The following is a 25,903-nucleotide window of genomic DNA, read 5'->3' as shown; positions in this document are numbered from 1 at the left end:
GTTTTTTGATCATTTATTGAGCAAAAAAGTCGATAACCGGGCGCAGGCATCTTCCAGCTCCAGATTCTGGGTGTCGATCTCGCACTCTGCGGTCAGCGGTGCCTCATAAGGGCTGTCGATACCGGTGAAGTCCTTGATCCGCCCTTGCAGGGCTGCCTGATACAAACCTTTGGGGTCGCGTTGTGCGCACACCGCGAATGACGTGCTCACATAGACCTCGATGAAGTCACCCTCGGCGAACAACTGCCGTGCAGTCTCGCGTTCTGCGCGAAACGGCGAGATCGCCGCCACGATCACAATCAGCCCGGCATCGACCATCAGCCGCGCGACCTCGGCCATGCGCCGAATGTTTTCCCGGCGACAATCAGCGCCCATCCCCAGGTCGCTGCACAGCCCGCCGCGCAGGTTGTCGCCATCGAGAATAAAGGTGTGAAAGCCACGTTGATTGAGTTGCAGCTCCAGGGCATTGGCCAGTGTCGACTTGCCCGCCCCGGATAACCCGGTCAACCAGAGGCAGCGCGGGCGCTGCGACTTGAGCGCGGCACGGGCCTGGCTCGACAGCGCCAATCCATATGGGCGAATCGCTGGCATTGGCGCTGTCATCGATTGGGCCTCATTCATAGCCGAGCATCTCGTAATCGCGCTGATAAACCCGGCGCACCAGGCGCCGGGTCCGAACCGAACAGAAATCACGGGCCAGCCTTGGCTGGCGCTGCTGCGAGCTGTTGATATGAGGCAGCACCACCGGATGCTGCAACTGCTCGCAAACCAGCGCGAAATCCCGTGCCAGATGTTCCTGATAGCCAATGAAGTCCAGCGCCAGATGCCCCAGGGAGTCGGTGAGAAAATCTGTTTGCGCGGCAAAATGCAGTTGTCGGCCAATCGTCTCCGGATGCAGCCAACGCGCCACGAAGTCATCGAAGTCGCGGTACTGACTGACCAGTTTCTGCGCCGCTTGATCGCGCCGGCCCAGCTCATTGCCGCGCAGGAACGCGTAAGCCGAGTAGGCCCTTTCCAGCGGGTCGCGAACGAAAGCGAATTTGAAACTGGCGGCAAACTGCTCGGGAAACTGTTGCTCGTACCAGTACAGCGGCAAGTGCCCAGGGCTCCAGTCATCGAACAATGCCGCACACACACTGCTCCCGGCACATTTTGGAACGTGAATGAACAGGCATTCATGCTGTGCGAAAGACTTGGGGAATTGCAGATTGGCCGACATCGACTTGTTCACTACCTGGCGGTCAACGACCGACAGGCGCCCCAGCAGGAAGGCCCGCTGCTGCTTGGGCAACAGTTTCCACAGATAGCGTTGCAACATGACAGTACCCGCGCGATGGGGATGGCCCCTTCGATGAAAGTCAGAAGTTCGTTCAGGAACCTTAACAAGCGCGGCGCAGAGTTTTATTCAGGTTTGGTCAAGACGGGTAAGCAAGCCGATACAAATCACCGGACGCCTTGCACGTCCGATGAGCGAGGGTGAGACGGGCTCACCCTCGCAGCAGGTCAGGCGATGTCTTCTGCCGGGGCATCGAGGCCCATAGCGTTCAAGCGGGCGTAGTAACCGTTCTGTGCGAGCAGCTCGGCATGCGTGCCGCGCTCGACGATCCGGCCCTGGTCCATAACCAGAATCAAGTCAGCCTTCTCGATGGTCGACAACCGGTGGGCGATGACCAGGGTGGTCCGGCCTTTCATGACCTGATCCAGCGCCGCCTGAATGTGCCGCTCGGATTCCGTATCGAGAGCCGAGGTGGCCTCATCGAGGATCAGCAGCGGTGCGTTTTTCAGCAGTGCCCGGGCAATCGCCAGACGTTGGCGCTGACCACCGGACAGCAACACACCGTTCTCACCGACCTGAGTGTCCAGGCCTTCAGGCAACTGCGCGATGAAGTCCATAGCGTAAGCGTCTTTCGCCGCCTTCTCGATGTCTTCACGGGGCGCGCCGGCCAGATCGCCATAGGCGATGTTGTTGGCCACGGTGTCGCTGAACAGCGTCACATGCTGGGTCACCTGGGCGATGTGCTTGCGCAGGTTCAGCAGTTTGTATTGTTCGACTTCAACACCGTCGATCAGGATTTCGCCCTTGTCGTGGTGATAGAAGCGCGGGATCAGGTTGGCCAGGGTCGACTTGCCACTGCCCGAACGCCCTACCAGCGCCACCATTTGCCCCGGCTCGACCGAGAAGCTGATGTCGTTGAGCACCTGGCGATCGGTGTCCGGGTAGGTGAAGCTCAGGTGACGTACGTCCAGGCGACCGCTGACCGCATCGCGCTCGATGGTGCCGGTATCGATTTCCGGCTCGACGTCCAGTTGTTCGAAAATGCTTTCGGCACCGGCCACGCCTTTCTGGATGGTCGAGCTGACTTCGGACAACTGACGGATCGGCTTCGGCAGCAGGCCGGCCAGGGTGATGTAGGCAATCATGTCACCGGCTGAAGCGTCGCCGCGCAGGTACAGCACCAGGAACATCAGCACCGCCATGGCGGAGTAGATCACCAGTTGCAGCAGCGGCGTGTAGATCGCGCCGGTACGGGTCATGCGCAGTTGCTTGTCGGTGTTGCCCTGGCTGGCGGCCAGGAAGCGCTTCTGTTCGTAGACTTCGCCGCCGAAGCTGCGGACCACGCGATAGCCCTGGATCGTTTCCGAAGACACGTGGGTCACGTCGCCCATGGCGGCCTGGATCTTCTTGCTTTGCTTGCGGAATTTCTTGCTCGCGGTACGCACCATGACGGCGATCAGCGGCAGGATCGCGACCATGACCAGCGTCAACTTCCAGTTCATGAACAACAGCGAGGCAAACAGGAAGATCACCGTCATGCCTTCACGGATTACGACCTTGATCGCATCCGTGGCCGCCCCGGTCACCATGGTCACGTTAAAGGTGATACGCGAAATCAGATGACCCGAGTTATGCTTGTCGAAGTACCGGTTAGGCAAGACCAGCAGGTTGTTGAACAACTGCACCCGCAGGTCGTGGACCAGACCGAGGGAAACCTTGGCCAGGAAGTAGTTGCCCAGGTAAGAGCCGAAACCTTGCCACGCCGCAATCAGGATGATCAGCAACGGCACTGCCTGCAACAGTTGCAGGTCGCGCAGGTAAGGCACCGTCGGAAACAGCACGGCCTCTGGATTGGACAGGCCATCGACGAAGTACTTGAGAATGTAGCCGAGCATTGGCTGCGTCGAGGCGAAAATCAGAAAGCCGACAATGCTGATCAGGAACAGACTGATGTACGGCCGGACATAGCCGAGCAGACGGAAGTAGATTTTCAAGCTCGATGGGCTTGCGGAGAGACTGGAGTCGGTCATATCACGCGATTGTCGATAAAAAGGACGCTGACTTTAGCACAGCTTCTTCAGGGTTCTGGCAAACGCATAAAGGCTGTTATTGTTAGGCACTGCATTCAGCATCAAATAGCCATCATCCCGAAATGGCCGATCAACTTCAGGATTGAATCTCTCAGCATGCAACTCAGCGGTTTCAACAGCACGTCCAATCGAGTCTTCGATTTCATTTGCCTGTGGATTCTTCCACTGGGCTATCTCTTGCTTCTGTGTGCGCTGTTCTTTCTGCCCGGACGCAGCCTTCACCACAAGTTGTTTTATGGCCTGTTCAGCATTCCATCGCTGATTGCCCTGTGCCTGCGCCCGCGGGAACTCAAGGAGTTGTTGCGTGAGCCGGTGTTCATCGCGCTATTGCTGTTCGCCGCCTGGGCCCTGCTGAGCCTGAGCTGGGGACCACCGGATAACGAGAGCATTCCCGCCCAGTTCAAGCCAGCGCTGCATACGCTGCTATTGTTCGCGGGTTCCTACCTGTTGGTGCGCCACCGCAGCGAAATCATCCAGCCGCTGCTGTTCAGCGCCGCGATGGCCGGATTGATCGCTTCGGTCTACAACCTGTTCATGTTTTCCCATATCTACCAGCCGGGTATGCGATTGATTGGCGGCGGCGCGTTCGACAATCCCTTGCTCAGCTCGCATATCTTCGGTTTTTTCTGCGCCTACTGGTTGAGCCTGAGCATGACCTGCAAGCGTCGGCAGATGCTCTGGCTCAGCCTTCCGGCGATGGCCGTCATGTTCGCCGCGGTCATCGCCACGGGCTCCAGAACCCCACTCGTGGCCCTGACACTGGCGGCGCTATGGCTGAGTTTCATCTGCTGGAATCGTCGCTCGGTCGTATTGCTCGCAGCCCTGATCGTCAGCGGGCTAGGGGTCAGCGTGATGTTTTCGCGGATGATCGTTGAGCGAGGCGACTCCTTTCGCCTCGAAATCTGGCAGATGGTGCTGCATCGAATTGCCGAACACCCATGGATCGGTCATGGCTACAACGCCAGCCTGGCACTCGACCCCGGCGTCGGCTACACCCTGCAAGAACCCCACAGTTTTGCGCTTGGCGTGCTCTATTACGTCGGCATTTTAGGCTTGTTGCCCTGGCTGTTCTTTCAGGGCTGGGCCCTGTTGAGCAGCTGGCGCAATCGTGTCCAGCCGATGTTTATCGTCGCGTCGACCTGGCTGATATTCGGCATCGGTGCAGGTTTGACCGAGGGCGGCGGCATCATTTCCCGCCCCAAGGAGCACTGGTTTCTGCTGTGGATTCCTCTGGCGCTGATCGCCGCACTGAGCATTAACCAGCGCGCCAGACGCCTGCTGGCCACGCCGGTTAAAACGCTGACGCCGACGGCGTTCGAGCAAATGACCGTGAATGCCCAGGTGATAGAAGAGGATGGCCTCGGGCCGAAAGTGCTGCGCCTGGTCGATGGCAGTTTCCTCAAGTTGTTCCGCCGTCGTCGCTGGTACACCTCGGGCAGTTTCAACCCATATTCCGAACGCTTTGCGGTTAACAGCGAGCAACTGCGTACTCTGGGCATTCCAACACCACAGACCTTGGGTCTGTATCGGCTCGAAGACGGCAGCAGTGCGGTGCATTACTCGCCGCTGCCCGGCAACACCCTGCGTCAGGTCCTACAAGGGATCACCGCGCCAGCGGTGCGTCAGGCCCTGGTAGAGCGTTTCGGCAAGTTCATGGCGCAATTGCATGAGCAAGGCGTGTACTTCCGCTCCCTGCACCTGGGCAATGTACTGGTGCTGAGCGACGGCGAATTCGGCCTGATCGACCTGGCCGACATGCGCATCTACCCGTCGTCATTGAGTCTGTCGCTGCGTCAACGTAATTTGCGCCATATGCAACGCTACAACGAGGATCGGCGCTGGCTGTTCGAGGATCACTTCGAGGCGCTGCTCCAGGGATACGCTGCCACCGCATCCACATCCGCCGTAAACAACCTGCACAGGCAAGTGCTGGCCGCCAGCAACACGGCCAAGGCTCATTGATGACCGAAACCAACCCCTTCATTGCGCTGGGCGCCTACCTGGTGGCCATCCTGACCGCCGCGTTACTGCTGCGCGCCGTTCCGAAAATCGCCCGGCATCTGCAGCACTCCGGCGAAAGTCGCTATTCCAGCATCGACGGCCTGCGCGGATATCTGGCGTTTGGGGTGTTTGTGCATCACTCAATCATTACCTGGATCTTTCTGCGCACGGGTGTGATTGATTTTCCACCGAGCAACTTCTACTCGCAGCTTGGCCAGGGCAGTGTTGCGCTGTTTTTCATGATCACCGGTTTTCTGTTCTGGAGCCGATTGCTCACCCAGGGGCGCGAACATGACTGGCTGGCCTTTGCGGTCTCCCGATTGTTTCGCCTCTACCCGCTGTACCTGCCACTGATGCTGCTGGTGTTTGTCTCGGTCTTTCATCTGCAGAACTGGGAGCTGAAGGTGCCCGGCATCCAGGTCGTCGGGCAGATTCTGGCCTGGCTGACCTTCGACCGCCCGGACGTCAACCAGTACCACCAAACAGGCATGCTGATTTCCAACGTCACCTGGACCCTGGGCTACGAGGTGTTTTTCTATCTGGCGCTGCCCTTGGCCGCAATGGTGTTCATCTATCGAGGCAGCTGGCTGCGAGTGGTGTTATGCCTGATCGGCATTTATGCGCTGTACCAGGTGGTCGGCTGGGAGCATTCGCTGAAGAAGCACTTTCTGGCCAGCTTCCTCGGTGGCATCGGTGCCGCGTATTGGGTACGCCGCCCGCAATTGGTCGCCTGGAGCCAAACACGGCTGGCGGGCATTATCGCGTTGCTCGCACTGGCGATTGCCTTTACCGCCTTCAACCGCGCGTTCAGCCTGATGCCGCTGCTGTTGATGTCGGTGTTCTTCGTGATCGTGGCGTCGGGGCACACACTATTCGGCGCGCTGAAGCCGCGCAGCATCCGCTGGCTCGGAGAAATCAGCTACAGCACTTACCTACTGCACGGTTTCCTGCTCTGGGTCATGTTGCAGCGCCTGCCACACGTACTGCCCATCGATACGCGTGAAACCTGGACCTTCCTGCCGATGATGGCGCTGTGCGCGTGCCTGCTGATCATCATCAGCAGCGCGACCTTCCTGTACATCGAAAAGCCCGGCATCAACGCCGGCAAGCACGTCTTGAAGTGGCTCCGTCAGGGCCGGATGGCGAAGAACCTGAGGGAAAAGTTCGCTCGGTAACCTCGAGCGAACTTCCTGAACGAACTCAGTCCTTTTCCAGCGGCGAGAAGTACAGCCGGCTCAGACCACGCCAGGTCTTCTTGTTCCAGGCCTTGAACGGAATCTGCGCCAGCAGCTCCCGCGCCAGTTTGCGGTCACGGTTGGCGGTTTTCAGGAACATCGAACTGAGGAACTTGTAGCGCACCTCGTCGTACAGCGGATGATCGCTGAACAGCGCGTAGGACCGCAGGATGTTGTCGATCATGAAGCGGTGGTTCTTGTAGGAGTTGGTGGCGTGCTTGCGATAGCGCGCCATCAGCACATTCAGACCATCGATGAAATAACCGGCATGGGTCACCTTCAGTTCGATCAGCAAATCCTCCAGACGGATGTTCGGATCGAACCCGCCCACCTTGTCCAGCGCTTCACGACGGATCATCAGGGTCGGCGCCGGCGGATAAGGCTTGCGCTCCAGGAACATGTCATCGAAATCCAGGCGACGGAACGGCACATCCCGGCGCTGGCGCTTCTCCGGGTACAGATTACCGTCGGCGTCGATCAGCTCGATGTTGCCGGCGCAAATGCCGACCTCGGGTTTGCCGTCCATGTACGCCACCTGCGTGGCGATGCGCTCCGGCAACATGATGTCATCGGAACCGAACGGCACGATCAGGCTGCCCCTGGAACGGGCGATTGCGCCATTGAGCGTATTTGTCAGGCCCTGGTTTTCCTGGACCCGGAAATCGAAACCGTGCTGCGCCTGCAACGCCTTGATGCGCTCGACGCTGTCGTCCTTGGAGCCATCATCGACCACCAGCAATTCGATGTTCGAATAGGTCTGGTTGAGGACGCTGAGGATGCTTTCCTCGATGTAGGGCGCATGGTTGTACGACGCGATGATGACCGTGACGATGGGTTGCGCGTCGTTCATTTTGGTTCCTTGCGAGCCTGTTCCAGGCCGGAGTCGATCAGGTTCAGGTATTCCTGGCGGAACACCTCGATGTCGTGTTCTGTCTGCAGATAACGGAACGCCTGCTCACCCTTGGCCTTGAGTTCTTCATCCGACAGGGCGAGGTAGTTATCCAGCGCGGCGACCAGGCTCGGTACATCCTTGGGGGTAATCGCCAGCCCGCCGGCACCTTCGATCAGCGGCAGCATCGCCGGCACGTTCGAAGCGATGACAGGCAGATGCCCGCTCATGCCTTCGAGCAGCGCCAGGCCCAGGCCTTCGGCCAGCGACGGCATGGTCCAGACATCAAACGCGCGAATGTACTGCAAGGCGATTTCCTTGAACCCCAGCAGGTGCGCACGACCGGTCAGGCCCAGGCGCTCGATCTCGGCAGCCAGTTTCGCTTCTTCGCGGCCGGCACCGATGATCGCCAGTTGGGTGTTCGGGTATTTGTCCTTGAGCGCGGCAAAAGCCTGTAGCAGGTAGGTGTGGCCTTTGACTGGCACCAGACGGCCCAGTGCGCCGATCAGCCGAACCGACGGATCGACGCCCAACATCTCACGGGCGCGCTCGCGGCTGTGCTGCAAGCCTTCGGCCTGCTCGATGTCGATGGCATTGGTGATCGCGTAGGTGTTCTGCTCGGTAAAGCCGCAGTCGCAGTCCAGCAGGTACTGTTTGACCGCTGGCGAGACGCCGACAAAGCGCCAGTGACGATCCACCAGCCGCTGGGTCTGGCGGCGCCGGTAAAACCGGTCGTACTCGCCAAAACCGTGGGAAATGCCGATGCACAGCGGCACTTTCAGCCAACGGTTGAGCGTCAGCATCATGTTCACAGGCTTGAAACGGTTGCAGATCACCACGTCGAACTTTTCCGCGCGGCAAAACTTGTACAACTGCCACATCGCGCGCAGGCGCATGCCCTTGAGGGACTTGTCGGAAAACTCGAAATACACCGAACGGTCGGCACGGCTCACCGCCTCGCCTGGCCCCGGCTTGCCGCGCAGGAACGCGGCGGTCACCTCATAGCGATCGCTCGGCAGTGCCTTGACGATCTGCTCTGCCAGGTCGGCAAAATCATGGGCTTTGACGTTGTAGTCAGGCTGCAGTTGCAGAACCTTTGACCGTTGACTCATAACTCTCCCCGTGGAAACCAGTCGCATCGATGACCCAGGCCGGTTCGGCGGCGAGGCGCCTGACCTCGGCCGGGTCGGGTTGGGGCAACCGTGACCACTCGTTGCGTTTCCAGCAAACGAAGTGGAAATACGGAAACCGGCGATCGCCATCGCGATCATTGCTCAAACTGCCATCGCGCCAATACCAGAGACGCGGAAAATCGTCCGTGCCGTCATGCCACTTGATGCAGCCACCCGGCGTACTGAATGCCTCGGTGAATTCGCTACGGCGACGCCACGGATTGAACTTGCCCACCAGGGTGAACAAAGGCTCGGGAAAATTCTTGCGCCAGTGGAAGATACGGCTGAAAGCCCCCTCGTCCAGCGCGTGATGTTCCTGATCGGTAAAACGCTTTTGCCAACCCTTGATCTGCATGAACAACTCACGCTTGCGCGCGGTGTTGCGCATCAGGCACAGATGCCCTGCTACCCGCCGCTCATGGGTGGAAAACAGGTCATAGCCGGCCAGCCGCTGCGGCGTGAAGTAACTTCGCAGGTCACCATACACCAGATCAATATCGCCAAACGCCCAGAAATCATAGCCTTGCAGGCGGTCGACATGAATATGTCCCAACGCCGGTTTGATGTCGCAGAGCTTATAGGCGGCATCGGGCGCAAAGTCGATATTCAAGCGCCGCGACACCAACGCGCAATAGTCGCTGAACGTCATGGCCTCGACGCTGACGTTGGGCGGCAGATTCTCGGGAATGCCGCAGTCACTGAACAGCAACCAGTCGATATCGGCGTTACGTCTGCAACTCTCCAGAAAAAACGGCATCCAGAACGGCCATTGGCCGAAATAAGGAATCAGAAAAAGAATACGCGGGTATGGACTCATCACAGAAACTTCACTGCAGTGGGTTAATTTGTCGCCATGCTAAACCGCGTCATGCTTCATTTTTACTGTGTAGATGTATCGATATGCTTCAAAACCCACAACAATTCATGACGCCTGACGGCTTTGCGGAAGAACTCGTTCTCGCCATAAGTCGGCGGAACGCGCCCGGCCAGCAGTCGTTGTATGCAGCGGCGCAAACGTCGCTTGAACGGCATGGGCGGTTGCAGGTCATGCATCATGCCCAGCGCCATCGCCTTGTCGCGCTGCTGTTCCAGGGACATCGGCAGGCAGCAGGGCTGCATCGGTACGGTCGAATCGAACGCCGGAGGCAACGCGATGCCATGGCCCGCATTGCCCATCGGCCAGCGATCATTGTCGTGCAAGTGGTTGGCGTAGCCGAGCAGGGTCGGCTGCCAGTCCAGGCCCCTGAGCGCTTCGAGGACGGCTTCCTGGGCACAGATATGATCCGGGTGCGGATCGAGGGTCGGGTGCGGCAGCACGATCACCTCCGGACGGGCTCGCAACAGCACTTCACGCAGGTCGGCCAGCAGGTTGTTCCAGGTCGGCGCACCGTCAACGTCGCCCGGCAGGGTAAACGGGTTCAACTGGCGGAACAGGCGGGTGTCACCCAACTCGGCTTCCCGCGATCCCATCGGTTGCGATGGCGCCGCTTTCATGGCCGCCAGTTGCAGGCAGAAATAACCCAACTGCACGCAATGCGCTTCCGGCACCCCGGCCCAGCGCGGCACGGCGATGCTGTCCCAGGCCCGCAAGCGGCCCTTGAGGCGCGCCGCCTCGACCTTGTTCAGGCCCATCTGCTGATAGTGTTCGGCTTCGATCTCGCCGGCGGTCAAGGTGACGATCCAGGCTTCATTGGCCTGGCTGTACAAACCGTAGGCCGCCAGTTCGGCGTCGTCGGCATGGGGCGCAATCACCATGACCCGCTGACGGTGGTAATCCGGTTGCTCAAAGGCCCAGAGCACCGGTTCGCCGAGCAACCGACAGAAGCGCCCGCGCAATCGCAACTGCCCTTGGGACAGTACGTGCGACTGACCCGTAAGGTTCAAGTAGCGCAGGCCATCGACGCCGCGTTCGAAGGTTTGCCGGTCCGGGTTGTTACCGCACGCTAACTCGATCACCGGGTCGATAAAACGACCCAGCCAAGTACTTTTGACCCGCAGCGCCAGGACCAGCGTGGCGTCGTCGACCAGCATCACGCCTTCGTCCAGCCGCAGGTGCTCGCCCACCAAGTGAACCTTGGGCCGCTGGGTGTAGGGCGGGAAGCTGTACTGGTAATCGTCTTTGGGCGAGTAGAACAAATGGTCGGCGAACCACGCCTCATGGGCGATCCAGCCCAGGACCGCGAGCACCAGCGGCACCCACCAGGCCACCAGCAGGCCGATGACGATCAACAGCGCCAGCGCGATCAGCAAACCGATGCGCTTGTTGCGACGGTGACGCTTGAGCAGTTGCTGTTTGCGACTCATGGGTTGGCTCATACGGTGAAGACCGGCACAGGATTGCACCAGCGGTCCTTGTATTCACGGTCGGCCCGACCGAAGGAAAACCTCAACGGTTTACCCAAGGCCCGAGCGTGTTCCCAGGCGCTTTGGGTGTTGAGAAAACTCAGCACGCTGCCGGGGCTGAACTCGCGGGTTTCAGGGTCGACGCCGCCATTAATGTACTCGACACTGATCCATTCCGGCGCTTCGACGCGGTACACCAGTTGAATCGCAATCGGCGCATCGTTGAGGAAAATCACCGAGCCGATCAGCAGCTCACGCAGCAACTCGATCACCTCGCCCATGCGCGCCGCACCGGTGGCCGGAAAGCCCCAACGGCGCTGGAACAGGTCGCAATAAATCGCGGCCAACTCGCTGCTGGAAAACTCGCTGACCGGGCGCACCACCCCGCCCGCCTCTTCCAGCAGACGCAATTCGCGGCGCTGGTTGTAGCGAAACTTCTTCGACAATTCTTCGGGGGTGCGGGCCATGGCCAGTTGCTCGGGCTGCAACTTGATGCCGGTGAAGCGGCCTTCATTCAGCGCGGACAAATATCGTCCGCGATGACGCAAAGGTGCCTGAGTATCAGCGGCGGCCGGCAGGATCAACTCGGCATTGCCAAGATCGAACAGGCCCTTTTTGCCGCTGCGCTTGAGCACGTCTTTGGATAATGCGAGGTCGCGGCCCCAGGTAGGAATCGCGGCTTTGATTTCGCCATTGTGTTCCCAGGCCAGGTAACGCACCGGGATCTGCGCCAGCGCTGCCAGCCGCTCGACGACGATGGGATGAGTCGCGACGCTGCCGCCAAAACGCTGCCAGACATCGGCATAAGTCGAGGCGTCAACCGACGCCCAGCCACGTTCGCGCCAGCCTTGAAATCGGTTGAGCATCAGCCCCTCTGTGCCAGTTCGGTAACGTGTGGCAAATGCCAGAAAGCCTCGCGCACCGCGCGGTCGCTGAAGCGCTCACGCAAGCGGTCGAGCATCAGCTCGGCACACTGGCGACGTTGCTGCTCGTTCATCGCGGCCAAATGTTGCAACCCTTGCGCCAAGCGCTCGGCATCGCCCAGCGGGAACAGAATCCCCACGCCTTCAACCACTTCCTTCGCCCCACCGCACGCGGTGGCGAGCAACGGCACGCCGGCGGCCATGGCTTCGAGCAGCACCATGCCGAACGGCTCGTGATCGGAACTCAGGGCAAATACATCGAAAGCGCGGAAGTAACGCCGGGCCTCGGGCACCTGGCCGAGGAACAGCACGCGATCGCCGATCCCGAGTTCACGGGCCAGATCCTTGAGGCTCTGCTCCAGCCGACCGGAACCGAGAATCACCAGTTGGCTGTTGCCCGGCAAACCCGGCAACGCCGCAGCAAAACCGTGCAACAGCGTGGCCTGATCCTTGTCCGGATGCAGCCGCCCGACGTTGCCGACCACCCAGGCGTCCGCCGCCAGACCGAGGGTTTCCCGGGCTTCGCGAGTCGATACCTGAGTAACCTGCAAGGCCTGCACATCGATACGGTTGTAGAGCGTCTGAATCCGCGCCACCGGCCATTTCGGCAAGCATTTGCGCATGTCGTCACGCACCGCATCGGACACGCCGAGCAGGCTCAGGCGCTTGCGGAAAATATGCGCGAACAGTTTGCGCGTGCCGCGTTTGTAGTCGTCAAACGCGTGGTGCACACCAATCACCGGCAACGACGTGCCGAGCAAGGCGATGTAAATCGGTTTGAAACGGTGAGCGATGCAGAAGCTGAAATTGCGCGAGGCGGCGATCTTGCGCAGATCGCCGATGGCGCCCAGCTTCAGGCCACGAATGGCCTTGGAGCTGTATTCCATGAACAGCACTTCGTCGGAAGCGCAGCCCGCGGCGACGTCGCTATCGGCGGCCCCGGTCAAAAAGACCGTGGTCACTCGATAGCCAGTCCCCGCGAACAGGCTGGCGTATTGCCGGGCACAGTCCAGGAACGGCCCGTCATAGCCGTGGCAGAACTGCAGCACATGGCGCTCAGCCGAGCGTGTCATAAGCGTCCGCGCCTTCTTTGACCACCAGAATGTCTTCCATGATCAGGTATTGCAGGTCGGAGCCGAAGAACATGTTCAGGGCGTCGGTCGGCGAGCAGATCATCGCCTCACCACGACGGTTGAGCGAGGTGTTCAGCGACACGCCGTTACCGGTCAGCACTTCCAGCGCTTTCATCATGTCGTAGTAGCGCGGGTTGTATTCACGCTTGAGCACCTGAGCCCGGGACGTGCCGTCTTCGTGGACGACTTCCGGCACGCGGGTTTTCCACTCTTCAGCCACTTCAAAGGTGAAGGTCATGAACGGCGCCGGGTGATCGACCTTGATCATCTGCGGGGCCACGGTGTCGAGCATCGACGGGCAGAAAGGCCTCCAACGCTCGCGGAACTTGATCTGGTGGTTGATGCGGTCAGCCACGCCGGTCGCACTCGGGCAACCGATGATCGAACGACCGCCCAAGGCCCGCGGACCGAACTCCATGCGACCCTGGAACCAGGCCACCGGGTTGCCGTCGACCATGATCTTGGCGATGTTTTCCGGCATGTTCTCGATCTTGCGCCAGGCGGGCTTGCTCGGGTGACGGGCGCACGCGGCGATCACGTCTTCGTTGCTGTAGGACGGGCCGAGGTAGACGTGTTCCATCTTCTCGACCGGTACGCCACGGGCGTGGGACACGTAGGCCGCTGCACCCACTGCGGTACCGGCATCGCCGGACGCAGGTTGCACGAACAGTTCCTTGACGTCGTCACGGGCGATGATTTTCTGGTTCAACTTGACGTTCAACGCACAGCCACCAGCGAAGGCCAGCTTGCCGGTTTCCTTGAGCACGTCGCCCAAGTAGTGGTCGATCATCTGCAGCGAGATCTTTTCGAACAGCGCTTGCATGCTGGCGGCGTAGTGGATGTACGGCTCGTCGGCGATATCGCCTTCGCGCTTCGGACCCAGCCACTCGATCAGCTTCGGCGAGAAGTAGAAGCCTTTGCCCTTCTCTTTATAACGACGCAGGCCGATGACGTTGGCGTAGTCGGTGTTGATCACCAGCTCGCCGTTTTCAAACGAGGCCAGACGCGAGAAATCGTATTTGGTGGCGTCGCCGTACGGCGCCATGCCCATGACCTTGAACTCGCCGTCGAGCATCTCGAAACCGAGGAACTCGGTGATCGCGCCGTACAGGCCGCCGAGGGAGTCCGGATCGAAGAATTCCTTGATCTTATGGATCTTGCCGTTTTCGCCATAGCCGAAGAAGGTCGTGGCGTACTCACCCTTGCCATCGATCCCGAGGATCGCGGTTTTCTCTTTGAAACCGGAGCAATGGTAAGCGCTGGAGGCGTGAGCCAAGTGGTGCTCGACCGGTTCGATCTTGATCTTCTTCGGGTCGAAACCCAGTTGCTCAAGGCAGAACACGATCTTGTTGCGATAGCGCTTGTAGCGACGGTTGCCCATCAGGATCGCGTCGAGGGCGCGGTCCGGGGCGTACCAGTAACGCTTGGCGTAGTGCCAGCGCGCCTTGCCGAACAGGCTGATCGGGGCGAACGGGATCGCTACCACGTCAACGTCGGACGGCTTGATGCCTGCCTGTTCGAGGCAGAACTTCGCCGATTCGTAGGGCATGCGGTTCTTTGCATGTTTATCGCGTACGAAGCGCTCTTCCTCAGCCGCCGCGACCAGCTTGCCGTCGATGTACAAGGCTGCGGAAGGATCATGGCTAAGGGCGCCGGACAGGCCAAGAATCGTCAATGCCACAGGGGTCTAGCCTCTTTAGTCTGCATTCAGGCGACAAGCGCCTCAAAAATTAATGTGCCCTCGCAAGGGGCGAGAGACAGCTAAAGGGCGGGATTATAGCGTAAACATGGCGGGAATGACCCTGCGGTTATCAGCCGCTGAAGAAGGACCCGGCCAGAGCCTCCTGTTAGTGGTTACCCGCGCCCTGGCCGCCAGTAAATCGCGATATTGCCGTCAACTCCCTGCCGATAGATCGTGTACGGCAAGACCACCGTGTCCAGAGCGCCCGATAGGCCCAAATCCAGCAACACCAGCGGCACCAAAAACCCGGTGGGGTCGGGTGGCGCGTTCAATACGCAAAAGTCATAGGCCAGGCCGCTGTAGACGCGGGGGATGGACTGGCAGTAGGTCTTTTGTTTCCTGAGGCCGCGGGCTGCGTCGGCATCGTCTTGCAGCACGGTTACGGCGGTGCCGCAGCCGGATAAGATCAATGAGCAAGTACCCAGTACAGCCGCCATTTTTTTCATCTGAATCTGCCTGTCGAGAACGTCAGGCAAACTAGCATCGGGGTTATTCAGGGCACAGTTCATGGGGTCTGTGGATCATGTAGGACGGTTCGTAAGAACTTGTCCTCCAATGACAGACCAAAGATGTGCAATGGATTTATCGGCCTCATCGCGAGCAAGCTCGCTCCCACAGGGGAATGCATTTCAAATGTGGGAGCGAGCTTGCTCGCGATAGGGCCGAAGGCCCGATTCAGGCCGCGCTGGAGATGTCTTTTGGCAGACGCTGATCGATCACCTGATACAGCGCGCTACTCTCAGGCCAGTTCCGCATGAACCGTGCCCGATCCCGCGCATACGCCGGGGCGAAGCTGCCCACGGAGCTGTGCCGGCACATTGAATCCAGATCGATCAGCGCCCAGCGATCCTGCTGCCAGAACAGGTTGTGACCCTTGAAATCGCCATGGCTGATCCGCTCGCGAATCAGTTCGGCGAACAGGTGATCCAGCGCCAACAGCTCCGTTTCAGGAGCTTCGCCGCTCTCAACATACGGTGCAAAACGCTCGATGATGTCCGGCCCTGGCAGGTACTCGGTCACCAGATAAGCCCGGCTGCGCAACCAGAGAAAGCGCTTTTCCAACACCGCCAACGGCTTCGGCGTAGCGATGCCCAGGAACGCCAGGCGATTGCCTTCGCGCCAGGAATGCCAGGCGCGGCTCGGGCGCCAGAAGCGTTTGAGCCAATGGGCAAAACCCTTGATGTTGTAGCGCTTGATCACCAGCGTGCGCCCGGCGACTTCGACCTTGCCAACGCTAGCGGCACCACCGGTTTTGTAAAGATGCCCTTGATCGAGCAAGGCATCGGCCTGTTCCAGCACCGGCAGCATTGCTGCCTCTTCCTCGCGGCGAATCGCCCGCAAGCCGAACGCTCCGCGCTGGACGCTAAACAGCGTGCATTCGCGGCCGCACTTGATCAGGAAGTCCTTCAGACGCCAGCGGCGAACCTTGTCGATTTGCTTTTGCAAGGCCTCCATCGGCAAGGCGTGCTCGCCGTTGCTCAACAGGTAATACACCAGCAACTCTTCGATGAACGGCTCCATCGATTTGGGCAACTGGGCGAAAAATACGCCGAGGTTTTCCAGGACTTTCTGGCGTGACAGCGGCTGACCGGGGTTTTCGGCACAGATCCCGGCGCCATCGATCAGATACAACCGACCACGCTGACGCAGAAGGTTGTCCAGGTGCAGGTCTTCCTGCCACAAGCCCTTGCGATGCATTTGGCCAATAGCGCCCAACGCCTCGGCCAGGACGGCCCCTTGCCCATCGGCCAGTACCGGCAAATTCTCGACCTGCTTCCAGGTGTCGCCAAGGCTTTCGGCGCCTTCGAGAAAATCAAACAGCAACCAGCCGCCCTCACCATCCTTCAAGCCATCGGCCAACAATTGCGGCGTGGTCAGGCCTTGGTCAGCAAGCAAGCGCACGCCATCGCGCTCACGTTGAAAATGCCGCGCTGCTTTGCTGCCCACCAGCAACTTGGCCAGCACCGGCCGGCCGCGCCAGACACCGGCACCGACGTAACGCTGCCCCGGCAACACGCGCAACAAACTCAACAGTTGCAGCTCGGCAGGCCCAGCGGCATCGGCCAGTGGAATGTTCAATGGCAGGCTCGGGCTGCGGCCGGCGTTTTTCAGGTCGGACAAACGCATCAACGCGTCTCCTTGTGACTGCGCCGCGCGGTCAGGCGCGAAACCCAGCTGTCCACCAACGCGCTGTCACTGGACTGATCCACGTAGCTCGCCAACAACTCGCGCAGCTGGCTGTCGGTCCATTCCGGCGCCCGGCGCAGCAACGGTTCCAAATCCTTGATCCGGTCACGCTGGCCGAACAGCAAGGGCCGGGTCTTTTCCAGGTCGATCAATTGCGCCTGATAACCGTCGCCGGTGGCCCGCAGGAAAATGTGTTTGGGGTAGAAGCAGCCGTGAACCTGACGCACGCCGTGCAGGCGCCGCGCCAGTTGTCCACAGGCCTGTAGAATCGCCGAGTGCTGCGCTTCGCTCAGGTCCGACCAACGCTGTAACAGCGAATCCAGGTCATCCCAGCCATCAAGGGCGCGGGTCAGCAGAATCGCCCGGACCTCGCCGTCGACCTTGCGCTCACCAAAGAACGCCGCTTGCAGCGCCGGGATGCCCATCTTCTGATAGCGGGTGATATTGCGAAACTCGCGGGCAAAACTCGGTTCGCCAAACGGCGCATGCAAGGTGCGCGTCAGGTAGTTGCTCTGGCGCTTGAGGTAGAAACCCTGACCTTCCAGGTCCAGCCGAAACACGCTGCTCCAGCCGCCGCGCGCGGTGTTCGGTTCATCCACCGCGTCGAGCTGCTTGGCCCAGAGGGCGTCGAAGGTGCCGAGGCCGTGGCGCTCAAGTAGCGCACGGTCTTCAGCGGCCAGAAAATCAGTCATTCGCGCCCCTCGAAAAATCTCACCACGTGCCGTATCCGTTTTTTGTCGGCCGCATCGAGCCGGGTCCGCTGACTGTATTGCAGGTAGAAGCGCAGGCGCTGGGTGGCCGACAGGTGATACTTGGCCACCTTGTCGAGACAGGCCAGGTCTTTGGTGATTCGGTACTTGAGCCAAAAGCCGCGCCAGAAATTGCCGTTGGGGCAATCGATCAGGAACAACCGGGCCTCATCATCGATCAGCAGGTTGCGCCACTTCAAATCGTTATGGGTGAAGCGATTGTCGTGCATGGTCCGGGTGTAACCCGCCAGTTGCCGACTGATGTTATCGACCCAGGCGCGGTCCGCCAGTTTCGGGTCATGCCGGTCGGCCAGGGCTGACAAGTCTTCAGTGTTCGGCAGTTCGCGGGTGATCATTGCCCCACGGTCGTACGCCGCACCCCGCCGTTCCAGGCCCCAGGCCACCACTTCGGCGGTCGGAATGCCCCACTTGGCGAAGCGCTTGAGGTTTTGCCATTCGGCTTTCACCCGTGGCTTGCCGAGGTAGCGACGCAGGCCTTTGCCAGCGCCGACGTAACGCTTGACGTAATAGTTGACGCCATTGCGCTCGACACGGATGACCTCGGACAACGGGTCACGGGTCAGGCGCTCGCCCTGGAGGGCAAACACGGCTTCCAGGCTACCGAAGTCTTGGGCCAGATCGCTGTAAGCAGATTCCAGTTTCCAACCCGGCATCAGAGCGCATCCCCGTATCGCAGTTTACGGTCGTAAAGCTTGTTGGCCTTGCCTTCGAGCCAGGCGAGCAGCGCCGCTTCCTCGGCCAGAATCTGGCGCAAAGGCTGCTGGAAGTAGTCTTTGAGGAAACGCAATTTATCGCGCTGGGTCAGGCCGATGTCCAAGGCCGAAAAATACAGCGCGGCCAGATCCTTGTTGCGCCAGCGCTGAGTAATCGCCGGGCGGGTCTGGGCGCGGTGCAGGTCGATCACCGAGAGTTTGAAGTCGTCAGCGGTCACCGGTTTGTCGGTGTGCAGCAGGAAGTGGCAGATGTAGCAGTCGCGATGGTTGACCCCAGCGCGGTGCATCATGCCGGTCATGCGCGCGACTTCGGCGATCAGCGCACGTTTGAGCTTGGGCTCGGGCGGGTTCTTGACCCAATCGATGCTGAAGTCTTCGAGGCTGACGGTCGGTGCCAGTTCTTCGGTGACGATGAACGAGTGCTGGTCCGCCGGGTTGCTGCCCTTCTCGCCATACGCGACGGCGGTCATGGTCGGCACGCCGACGTCTTGCAGGCGCTGAATGGCTTTCCACTCCTGGCCCGCGCCGAGTACCGGCAGCTTGGCGGTGAGCAGGTTCTTGAAGATCTCGCCCCAGCCGATGCCACGGTGGATCTTCACGAAAAACCCGTTGCCGTCCACTTCAGTGCGCAGGGTCCGGCGTGCTTCGAGCTCGCGGTACACCTCGCCCTGCAAGCCCTCGACTTCGGCGAACGGGTCGCGTCCGGCCCAGAGGCTTTTGAACGGTTCAGCCAGCATCAACTTCATTAAGCGTGCTCCGCCAGAATCACATCGGCCGCGTGCTGCGGCATGCTGTAGAGGTCGGCCGTCTCAGCGAAAGCCAGACCGTTGCGGCTCCAGGCCGCCCGTGCTTTAGCGTCATTCAACATACCGGTCAGGTACTGCGTGAGCTGCGCCTGATCGAAGGGTTCGTCCAGCACCAGGCCGGCGTCGGCCTCGGCAATGTAATGGGCGTAACCACAGACCGCGCTCACCAGCACCGGCAACCCGGCGACCAGCGCTTCAAGCAGCACCGTGCCCGTGTTTTCGTTGTACGCCGGGTGGATCAACAGGTCCGCACCCAACAGGAAACGCGGGATATCGCTGCGGCCCTTGAGGAATGTCACGTTGTCGCCGAGCCCCAATGTGGCGCTCTGCATCTGGAATAATTTGGGGTCGTCCTGGCCAATTACAAACAGCCGGGTACGTTTCTTCAGTTCCGAGGGCAACGCCGCCAGCGACTTGAGGCTGCGATCCACGCCTTTGGTCTTGAACCCGGAGCCGATCTGCACCAGCAGTAAATCGTCGTCCTGGAGCTTGAACTCACGGCGGAATTCAGCGCGAATCTCGGCGGCATTCGCCGGCGCGCGACGGTCCTGGGAGATGCCCGGCGGCAGCAAATGGAAGCGTTCCAGCGGCGTGTCGTAATGCTTGATGAACAGCGGCTGCTGCACTTCGGAAATCATCAGCACTTCAGTCTTGGCGTCCTTGGCGAACACCGCGCGCTCGTACTCGGCGAAGTGCCGGTAACGACCCCAGCGCCGGTACAGCGAGTTGCGCAAGTTCTGCGCCTTGTCTTCGAAGCAGCCATCGGCGGCGTAGTAGACGTCCAAGCCCGGCATCTTGTTGAAGCCAATCAGACGATCTACTGGACGCTTGGCCAGGTCCGCTTCCATCCACTCGGTGAGTTTTTCGTTGCGCCGATGGTTGAAGAACGCCTTGACCGGCGCCACCAGCACTTCGAAACCCGGCGGCACGTCGCCTTCCCAGATCAGCGTATAGACGCGGATCTGATGCCCGCGCTGCTGACACTCCAGGGCGATGCGCATGAAATCGCGCTGCAAACCGCCAAACGGAAAGTATTTATAAAGGACAAAAGCCAATTGCATCAGCGCAGCTCCTCAGCCAGTAACAACGTGCTCAGTCGGCTGGCGACACGCTGGGGATTCAGACGCGTGAAGCACAGGGGCCACTCGCGTTTCAGGTCGAACTGACGGGCGTCTTCGGCCGTCGGTTGATAGGTGCATTTCTTTTGCAGGCACGGCGCGCACGGGAAGTCGCTGGCGATGTGAATCTGCGCCTTGCCGTAGGCGCCGGTCAGGCCCGGGTTGGTCGGGCCGAACAGCGACAGCGTCGGTACGTCCAGCGCCGCAGCCAGGTGACCGAGGCCAGTGTCCACGGCCACGCAAGCTTGCGCGCCGGCCAAGACTTTGCCGACACCCGCCAGGTTCAATTTGGGCAGTACTTCGACGTGGCGGAAACCGGCGGCGATGCGCTCGGCGCGGGCCTTCTCGATCGGGTTGCCCCACGGCAGTTTCACCGCGACACCGAGGTGACCGACGCGCTCGGCCAGTTCACGCCAGTAGGCTTCGGGCCAATGCTTGGTGTCCCAGGTGGTGCCGTGGAGAAACAGCACGTATGGATTCTTGCGCGGCAGTTCCACCAAACGCTCGACGTTCAAGCCGTAATCGCCCAAGCCCTTGGGCAAGTCGTAGCCCAACGCCAGCGCGAACAATTGGCGCACTCGCTCGACCGCGTGTTGGCCACGGCCCACGGCCAGACGTCGGGAATAGAAGCGTGCAGCCATCGGCTCGCGGGCCGAATCCTTGTCCAGCCCGGCCACCGGGGCCTTGACGTAACGGGTCAGCCAGGCGCTTTTCAGCAGGCCTTGGGCGTCGATCACCAGATCATATTTAGTGGCGCGAACGCTTTGCTTGAAGCGCTTCCATTCGCCACTTTTAATGGTCTGCCAGATGTTTTTGCGCCAGCGCCGGATCGCCACCGGAATCACCTTGCCCACGGCCGGGTGCCAGGTCGGAATCTCGGCAAAGCCTTCTTCCACCACCCAGTCGAATGTGATGCCGGGGATTGCCCGCGCCGCGTCGGTCAACGCTGGCAACGCGTGAATCACGTCGCCCAGCGATGAAGTTTTGATCAGCAGTACCCGCAAACTAATTGACCTCGACCACAGTGCCCTGCAACCGCTGCAAGGCTTCGTTGACCGGTTGCGGCATCAACTGGCGCAGGCAGTTGTAATGGCCGAAGCGGCAGGTGCGATCGAAGCAGGGACTGCATTCGATGCCCAGGCGCACGATCTCGACGTGCTCGGCCAGCGGCGGGGTGAAACCCGGCGAAGTCGAGCCGTAGACCGCGACCAGCGGACGGTTCAGCGCCGCGGCGACGTGCATCAGGCCGGAGTCGTTGGAGACTACCGCATCAGCGCAGGACATCAGGTCGATCGCCTCGGCCAGGGACGTACCGCCGCTGAGGTTCACCGACTCTTCACGCAGACCGGGAATCAGCCGCGCGCGGATATCTTCGCCGACAGCGTGATCGTTTTTCGAACCGAACAGCCAGACCTGCCAGCCTTCGCGGATCTTGGTTTCGGCAACCTTGGCGTAGTGCTCGGACGGCCAGCGCTTGGACTCGCCGAACTCGGCGCCGGGGCACAGGACCAACACCGGACGATCCAGGGCCAGACCGAACTTGGCCAGCGCTGCCTCGCGGGTGACCGGATCGATTTGCAGGCTCGGCCGTGGATACGGCTGCGGCAGATCCGCGTCACGCTCGTAGGCCAGAGCCATGAAGCGCTCAATCATCAACGGGTAACGTTCTTTATCCAGCGTGCGTACGTCATTGAGCAGGCCGTAGCGAAACTCGCCGCGCCAGCCGGTGCGTTTCGGGATGCTGGCGAAGAACGGCACCAGCGCCGACTTCAGGGAATTGGGTAGCAGGATCGCCTGGTCATACTGGCCGGCCAGGGATTTGCCGATGCGCCGACGGGTCGCCAATTCGAGGGCACCGTGGCCGAGCGGGAAGCTCAAGGCCTGACGCACTTCGGGCATGCGCTCAAGGATCGGCCGGCTCCACTCGGGGGCCAGCACGTCGATTTCGCACTGCGGGTGGCGTTGCTTGAGGCACTGAAACAGTGTCTGCGCCATCACCATGTCACCGACCCAACTGGGCCCAACGATCAGAATTTTCATGTGGTTTCCAAAAACGAACCGGGGAGGCATATGCCTCCCCGCCTCGATAATCACTGTGGGAACAGGGCTGCTTGCGATGGGTCATCACCTTCAACATTGCTGTCGACTGTCACTCCGCTATCGCGGGCAGGCTCGCCCCCACATGGGTATTGGTGCACATCCAGTGCGGTGTAGCTTAGCGACTTCAATCTACCAAACACTGTAGATCTACTGTGGGAGCACGCTCGCTCCCACATTTGAAACCCGTTGTGTTTCAGCTTAACCCCAGCTCACGCCAAATCCGCAACACTTGCCGCCGTTCGTCCACGAACTGGTCGCCCGGAATCACTCCGGGATCCTTCTGCAAGGCCTGCCGGTGGGCGGCGGAGCGGTAGGCTTTATAGGCCTCGCGCAACAGGCTGGCGTCTTCGGCGGGCATCAGCCCTTCCTGTTCCAGCCCTTCCAGAATGCGGATGTTATCGGTCCAGCGCAGCAATGACGGGTGCTGTTCGGACCACGCCAGGGCCGCGTATTGCACCATAAATTCAATATCGACGATACCTCCGGCGTCCTGCTTGAGATCGAACGGCGCCGTGGCCTCGAAGGCATTTGCCCCGGTGCCGGCGGCGGTGCTCTTGCTGCCGAGGTTATCGCGCATCTTGGCGCGCATCTCGCTGACCTCCTGGCGCAAGGTCGGTAAATCCCGAGCCTTGCCCAAAATCGCCGCACGTACCTTCTCGAACGCCTGCCCGACTCCCTGACTGCCCACCAGCACCCGCGCCCGCACCAACGCCTGATGTTCCCAGGTCCAGGCTTCGTTTTCCTGATAACGGGCAAACGCCCCCAGGGAACTCACCAGCAGCCCGGACGCGCCGGATGGTCGCAGACGCATATCCACTTCATACAGCTGACCGGAGTTGGTCTGGGCGGTGAGCAAGTGAATGATCCGCTGCCCCAACCGGGTAAAGAATTGCGCACCGTCGATAGGCTTCGGCCCGTCGGTTTCCGCCTGCGGATCGCCGTCGTGGATAAACACCAGATCCAGGTCGGAACCATGCCCGAACTCCAGGCCACCGACCTTCCCATAACCGACAATCACAAAGCCGGGATCGCACAACGTGCCATCGGTACGCAGCGGCGTGCCGTATTTGGCCACGGTTTGCCGCCAGGCCAGGGCCAACACTTGCTCAAGGATCGCTTCAGCGAGCCAGGTCAGGTAATCGCTGACTTTCATCAATGGCAGGCTGCCGGAGATTTCCGATGCGGCGACGCGCAAACGGTGCGCCAGTTTGAAATGGCGCAGGGCTTCCATCTGCTGTTCGAGGTCGTCCTCAGGAATCCGCGTCAGGCGCTCGCGCAACTCGGCGGCCAGTTCCGGCGCCAGTGGTGGCTTGAACAATCGGCCTTCGTTGAGCAATTCATCGAGCAACAACGGGAAGCGCGTGATCTGCTCGGCAATCCACGGACTCGCAGCGCACAGGGTCAACAAGCGACGCAAGGCACTGGGGTTTTCCGTGAGCAACACTAAATAAGCCGAACGGCGGGCCACGGCTTCAACCAGCGGCAGCACTCGCTCCAATACCAAGTCTGGATTGGCGTGTTCCACCGCCTGAGCCAGCAACCGCGGAATAAAGGCATCGAGGCGTTCGCGCCCCAGACGTTGCATGGCGCGCAATTGCGGACTGCCGCGCAGGCCGGCCAAAGCTTTCAACGCTTTGCTGGCATCGACAAAACCGCCCTCTTCCAGTTGACGGCACGCAGCTTCTTCATCCTGTGCCTCTTCCCACAGCGGCAACCACTCACCGCCCACCACCACTTCGCTTTCGGCACCTTCTTCTTCGTCAGGATCGGCAATCACCTGCGCGAAATGCCAAGCCACCCGGCCACGCCAATACATCAGCCGCTCGTGGAACGCGTCCCAATCGGCAAACCCGAGCATAAAGGCAATCCGCGCCTGATCCTGTGCGCCATCCGGCAGCATCTGGGTCTGGCGATCGGCGATCGCCTGGATCGCGTGCTCGGTGTAGCGCAGAAATTCATAACCATTGCGCAGCTCGGCGATCACCGGTGCCGGCAGATAACCCTGCCCTTCCAGCGTGCTCAGCACCTTTAATAGTGGCCGTTGTTGCAGGCTCAGGTCGCGACCGCCGTGGATCAGCTGGAACGCCTGGGCGATGAATTCGACTTCACGAATGCCACCGGAGCCGAGCTTGATGTTGTCGGCCATGCCTTTGCGCCGGACTTCCTGCTGAATCAGCTGCTTCATGGTGCGCAGCGCTTCGATGGCCGAGAAGTCCAGATAACGCCGGTAAACGAACGGCCGCAGCATTTCTTGCAATTGCGCGCCGGCCACTTGATCGCCGGCCACCACCCGTGACTTGATCATCGCGTAGCGTTCCCAGTCGCGGCCCTGATCCTGGTAATACTGTTCCAGCGCGTTGAAGCTCAACACCAGCGCACCGGCCGAACCGTAAGGCCGCAGGCGCATGTCGACGCGGAACACAAAACCGTCGACGGTCATCGGGTCCAGGGCCTTGATCAGGCGCTGGCCGAGGCGGATGAAAAATTCCTGGTTATCCAGTGAGCGCTTCACGCCGACGGTTTCGCCGCCCTCGGGGTAAGCGAAGATCAGGTCGATGTCCGACGACAGGTTCAGCTCCACCGCGCCGAGCTTGCCCATGCCGAGGATGACCATTTGCTGCGGCTCGCCGCTGCGCCGGCCGGTGGGCACGCCGAATTGCTGGCAATGCCGCGAGTACAACCACTGATAGGCCTGATCGATGCTGGCATCGGCCATGTCCGAGAGGTCGCGGCAGGTCTGGACCAGATCGGCCTGGCGCGTCAGGTCGCGCCAGATGATCCGCACCTGATGGCGGGTGCGCTGACGGCGCAGGTCGCGGCCGAGTTCGTCTTCGCTTTCAGCCGCATTCACTGCCGCCGCAATCTGCGCGCACAGTTCGCCGGGGGCAAAGGCGCGATCCAGTTCGCCGGACTGCACCAGCGCCAGCAACATCAAAGGGTCACGAACGCTCTGTTCAATCACGAAGTCGCTGGCGGCGCTGACGCGGGCGAATTGCGCCCAGCGCTCGGGCGTCCAGGTGGATAGTCCATGGTCGTCTTCCAACAAGGCGACGGCCGTACGGAACGACTGCTCCGCACGAGTGACCAACGGCTGGAGAATGGCGGGCAGTTCGGCAAGCGAAGGCAGGGTCATGGTCTATCCTTGATCGGCGTGTGAAGGGCTGCATGTAGTGATTCTTGAAAACCCGCTACGTGACCGACTGTCGAACAAAGGTTAGAAATAGCTGAAATTTCTTTTATTTTGGCAGCCAACATCAAGCTTTCACCTTTTCTGGTTGGCAAAAGACCAACCTTAACGATTATTCTCACAACGCAGCCGGAGGCCACAAGCCATTCATCTGTAGTTTTACTACTCGTCTATACATTCGAAAGGCTGAAATGCCCGTTGATTTGTAGTAAAACTACA

Annotated in this window: 21 protein-coding genes; 2 read left to right on the top strand and 19 right to left on the bottom strand. The window is 60.4% G+C overall.

The annotated features are described in order from the left end of the window. Positions 1–9: 9 nt before the first annotated feature. The 3 genes from cysC to msbA form a co-directional block, all read right to left on the bottom strand. Positions 10–621 carry an adenylyl-sulfate kinase gene (gene cysC / locus ACA071_RS02585; protein WP_497643000.1) on the bottom strand — a complete coding sequence of 204 codons (612 nt, stop codon included), beginning with the start codon at positions 619–621 and terminating at the stop codon, positions 10–12. Beyond that, on the bottom strand, positions 614–1,318 hold the full coding sequence (locus ACA071_RS02580; protein ID WP_497642999.1) for a sulfotransferase family 2 domain-containing protein: 705 nt from the start codon (positions 1,316–1,318) through the stop codon (positions 614–616). Before ACA071_RS02580 ends, cysC begins: the two co-directional genes overlap by 8 nt. A 185-nt stretch (positions 1,319–1,503) precedes the next feature. Further along, on the bottom strand, positions 1,504–3,306 hold the full coding sequence (msbA, locus tag ACA071_RS02575; RefSeq protein ID WP_497642998.1) for a lipid A export permease/ATP-binding protein MsbA: 1,803 nt from the start codon (positions 3,304–3,306) through the stop codon (positions 1,504–1,506). 156 nt (positions 3,307–3,462) lie between these two features. Here msbA and ACA071_RS02570 point away from each other — a divergent pair, with 156 nt between their 5' ends. After that, positions 3,463–5,328, top strand: coding sequence for an O-antigen ligase family protein (locus ACA071_RS02570; RefSeq protein ID WP_497642997.1), 1,866 nt, complete (start codon positions 3,463–3,465; stop codon positions 5,326–5,328). Beyond that, on the top strand, positions 5,328–6,542 hold the full coding sequence (locus ACA071_RS02565; protein WP_497642996.1) for an acyltransferase family protein: 1,215 nt from the start codon (positions 5,328–5,330) through the stop codon (positions 6,540–6,542). The genes ACA071_RS02570 and ACA071_RS02565 overlap by 1 nt, the downstream gene beginning before the upstream one ends. A 25-nt stretch (positions 6,543–6,567) precedes the next feature. Here ACA071_RS02565 and ACA071_RS02560 read toward each other — a convergent pair whose 3' ends face one another. From ACA071_RS02560 to glnE, 16 genes are all read right to left on the bottom strand, one after another. After that, complete coding sequence (locus tag ACA071_RS02560; RefSeq protein ID WP_497642995.1) at positions 6,568–7,452, bottom strand: glycosyltransferase; 885 nt, start codon at positions 7,450–7,452, stop codon at positions 6,568–6,570. Then, positions 7,449–8,603 carry a glycosyltransferase family 4 protein gene (locus tag ACA071_RS02555; RefSeq protein WP_497642994.1) on the bottom strand — a complete coding sequence of 385 codons (1,155 nt, stop codon included), beginning with the start codon at positions 8,601–8,603 and terminating at the stop codon, positions 7,449–7,451. The genes ACA071_RS02560 and ACA071_RS02555 overlap by 4 nt, the downstream gene beginning before the upstream one ends. Beyond that, complete coding sequence (locus ACA071_RS02550; RefSeq protein ID WP_497642993.1) at positions 8,566–9,483, bottom strand: DUF6625 family protein; 918 nt, start codon at positions 9,481–9,483, stop codon at positions 8,566–8,568. Before ACA071_RS02550 ends, ACA071_RS02555 begins: the two co-directional genes overlap by 38 nt. Positions 9,484–9,542: 59 nt before the next feature. Further along, positions 9,543–10,967: a PIG-L deacetylase family protein gene (locus tag ACA071_RS02545; protein ID WP_497642992.1), complete on the bottom strand. Its 1,425-nt coding sequence runs from the start codon at positions 10,965–10,967 to the stop codon at positions 9,543–9,545. Between the two features lie 8 nt (positions 10,968–10,975). Then, positions 10,976–11,872, bottom strand: a complete 897-nt coding sequence (locus ACA071_RS02540) for an antimicrobial resistance protein Mig-14 (protein WP_497642991.1) — start codon at positions 11,870–11,872, stop codon at positions 10,976–10,978. Further along, entirely contained in the window at positions 11,872–13,002 is a 1,131-nt protein-coding gene (locus ACA071_RS02535; protein WP_497642990.1) for a glycosyltransferase, read from the bottom strand. Before ACA071_RS02535 ends, ACA071_RS02540 begins: the two co-directional genes overlap by 1 nt. Beyond that, a complete protein-coding gene (locus ACA071_RS02530) occupies positions 12,986–14,743 on the bottom strand; it encodes a carbamoyltransferase family protein (RefSeq protein ID WP_497642989.1) in 1,758 nt (585 codons plus the stop codon). The genes ACA071_RS02535 and ACA071_RS02530 overlap by 17 nt, the downstream gene beginning before the upstream one ends. A gap of 173 nt (positions 14,744–14,916) precedes the next feature. Further along, entirely contained in the window at positions 14,917–15,249 is a 333-nt protein-coding gene (locus ACA071_RS02525; protein WP_497645260.1) for a YceK/YidQ family lipoprotein, read from the bottom strand. A gap of 229 nt (positions 15,250–15,478) precedes the next feature. After that, complete coding sequence (locus ACA071_RS02520) at positions 15,479–16,930, bottom strand: lipopolysaccharide kinase InaA family protein (protein WP_497642988.1); 1,452 nt, start codon at positions 16,928–16,930, stop codon at positions 15,479–15,481. Then, the gene (locus ACA071_RS02515; protein WP_497642987.1) at positions 16,930–17,682 is read right to left on the bottom strand and encodes a lipopolysaccharide kinase InaA family protein; all 753 of its coding nucleotides are present in this window, start codon (positions 17,680–17,682) and stop codon (positions 16,930–16,932) included. Before ACA071_RS02515 ends, ACA071_RS02520 begins: the two co-directional genes overlap by 1 nt. Beyond that, on the bottom strand, positions 17,679–18,413 hold the full coding sequence (locus tag ACA071_RS02510; RefSeq protein ID WP_497642986.1) for a lipopolysaccharide kinase InaA family protein: 735 nt from the start codon (positions 18,411–18,413) through the stop codon (positions 17,679–17,681). Before ACA071_RS02510 ends, ACA071_RS02515 begins: the two co-directional genes overlap by 4 nt. Continuing rightward, positions 18,413–19,219, bottom strand: a complete 807-nt coding sequence (rfaP, locus tag ACA071_RS02505) for a lipopolysaccharide core heptose(I) kinase RfaP (RefSeq protein WP_497642985.1) — start codon at positions 19,217–19,219, stop codon at positions 18,413–18,415. The genes ACA071_RS02510 and rfaP overlap by 1 nt, the downstream gene beginning before the upstream one ends. Further along, complete coding sequence (locus tag ACA071_RS02500; protein ID WP_497642984.1) at positions 19,219–20,340, bottom strand: glycosyltransferase family 4 protein; 1,122 nt, start codon at positions 20,338–20,340, stop codon at positions 19,219–19,221. Before ACA071_RS02500 ends, rfaP begins: the two co-directional genes overlap by 1 nt. Then, a complete protein-coding gene (gene waaC / locus ACA071_RS02495; RefSeq protein ID WP_123510928.1) occupies positions 20,340–21,401 on the bottom strand; it encodes a lipopolysaccharide heptosyltransferase I in 1,062 nt (353 codons plus the stop codon). Before waaC ends, ACA071_RS02500 begins: the two co-directional genes overlap by 1 nt. A gap of 1 nt (position 21,402) precedes the next feature. Further along, entirely contained in the window at positions 21,403–22,437 is a 1,035-nt protein-coding gene (waaF, locus tag ACA071_RS02490) for a lipopolysaccharide heptosyltransferase II (RefSeq protein WP_497642983.1), read from the bottom strand. 253 nt (positions 22,438–22,690) lie between these two features. Further along, a complete protein-coding gene (glnE, locus tag ACA071_RS02485) occupies positions 22,691–25,630 on the bottom strand; it encodes a bifunctional [glutamate--ammonia ligase]-adenylyl-L-tyrosine phosphorylase/[glutamate--ammonia-ligase] adenylyltransferase (RefSeq protein WP_497642982.1) in 2,940 nt (979 codons plus the stop codon). Positions 25,631–25,903: the final 273 nt, after the last annotated feature.

The sequence above is a fragment of the Pseudomonas sp. LBUM1646 genome (genome assembly GCF_059716165.1).
This window is presented reverse-complemented; position numbering and strand designations above follow the sequence as displayed.

What these genes read in the sequence shown, in the direction of transcription:
- cysC (WP_497643000.1), bottom strand. Translation starts at nt 621, where the DNA reads ATGAATGAGGCCCAATCGATGACAGCGCCAATGCCAGCGATTCGCCCA.
- ACA071_RS02580 (WP_497642999.1), bottom strand. Translation starts at nt 1,318, where the DNA reads ATGTTGCAACGCTATCTGTGGAAACTGTTGCCCAAGCAGCAGCGGGCC.
- msbA (WP_497642998.1), bottom strand. Translation starts at nt 3,306, where the DNA reads ATGACCGACTCCAGTCTCTCCGCAAGCCCATCGAGCTTGAAAATCTAC.
- ACA071_RS02570 (WP_497642997.1), top strand. Translation starts at nt 3,463, where the DNA reads ATGCAACTCAGCGGTTTCAACAGCACGTCCAATCGAGTCTTCGATTTC.
- ACA071_RS02565 (WP_497642996.1), top strand. Translation starts at nt 5,328, where the DNA reads ATGACCGAAACCAACCCCTTCATTGCGCTGGGCGCCTACCTGGTGGCC.
- ACA071_RS02560 (WP_497642995.1), bottom strand. Translation starts at nt 7,452, where the DNA reads ATGAACGACGCGCAACCCATCGTCACGGTCATCATCGCGTCGTACAAC.
- ACA071_RS02555 (WP_497642994.1), bottom strand. Translation starts at nt 8,603, where the DNA reads ATGAGTCAACGGTCAAAGGTTCTGCAACTGCAGCCTGACTACAACGTC.
- ACA071_RS02545 (WP_497642992.1), bottom strand. Translation starts at nt 10,967, where the DNA reads ATGAGTCGCAAACAGCAACTGCTCAAGCGTCACCGTCGCAACAAGCGC.
- ACA071_RS02540 (WP_497642991.1), bottom strand. Translation starts at nt 11,872, where the DNA reads ATGCTCAACCGATTTCAAGGCTGGCGCGAACGTGGCTGGGCGTCGGTT.
- ACA071_RS02535 (WP_497642990.1), bottom strand. Translation starts at nt 13,002, where the DNA reads ATGACACGCTCGGCTGAGCGCCATGTGCTGCAGTTCTGCCACGGCTAT.
- ACA071_RS02525 (WP_497645260.1), bottom strand. Translation starts at nt 15,249, where the DNA reads ATGAAAAAAATGGCGGCTGTACTGGGTACTTGCTCATTGATCTTATCC.
- ACA071_RS02520 (WP_497642988.1), bottom strand. Translation starts at nt 16,930, where the DNA reads ATGCGTTTGTCCGACCTGAAAAACGCCGGCCGCAGCCCGAGCCTGCCA.
- ACA071_RS02515 (WP_497642987.1), bottom strand. Translation starts at nt 17,682, where the DNA reads ATGACTGATTTTCTGGCCGCTGAAGACCGTGCGCTACTTGAGCGCCAC.
- ACA071_RS02510 (WP_497642986.1), bottom strand. Translation starts at nt 18,413, where the DNA reads ATGCCGGGTTGGAAACTGGAATCTGCTTACAGCGATCTGGCCCAAGAC.
- rfaP (WP_497642985.1), bottom strand. Translation starts at nt 19,219, where the DNA reads ATGAAGTTGATGCTGGCTGAACCGTTCAAAAGCCTCTGGGCCGGACGC.
- ACA071_RS02500 (WP_497642984.1), bottom strand. Translation starts at nt 20,340, where the DNA reads ATGCAATTGGCTTTTGTCCTTTATAAATACTTTCCGTTTGGCGGTTTG.
- waaF (WP_497642983.1), bottom strand. Translation starts at nt 22,437, where the DNA reads ATGAAAATTCTGATCGTTGGGCCCAGTTGGGTCGGTGACATGGTGATG.
- glnE (WP_497642982.1), bottom strand. Translation starts at nt 25,630, where the DNA reads ATGACCCTGCCTTCGCTTGCCGAACTGCCCGCCATTCTCCAGCCGTTG.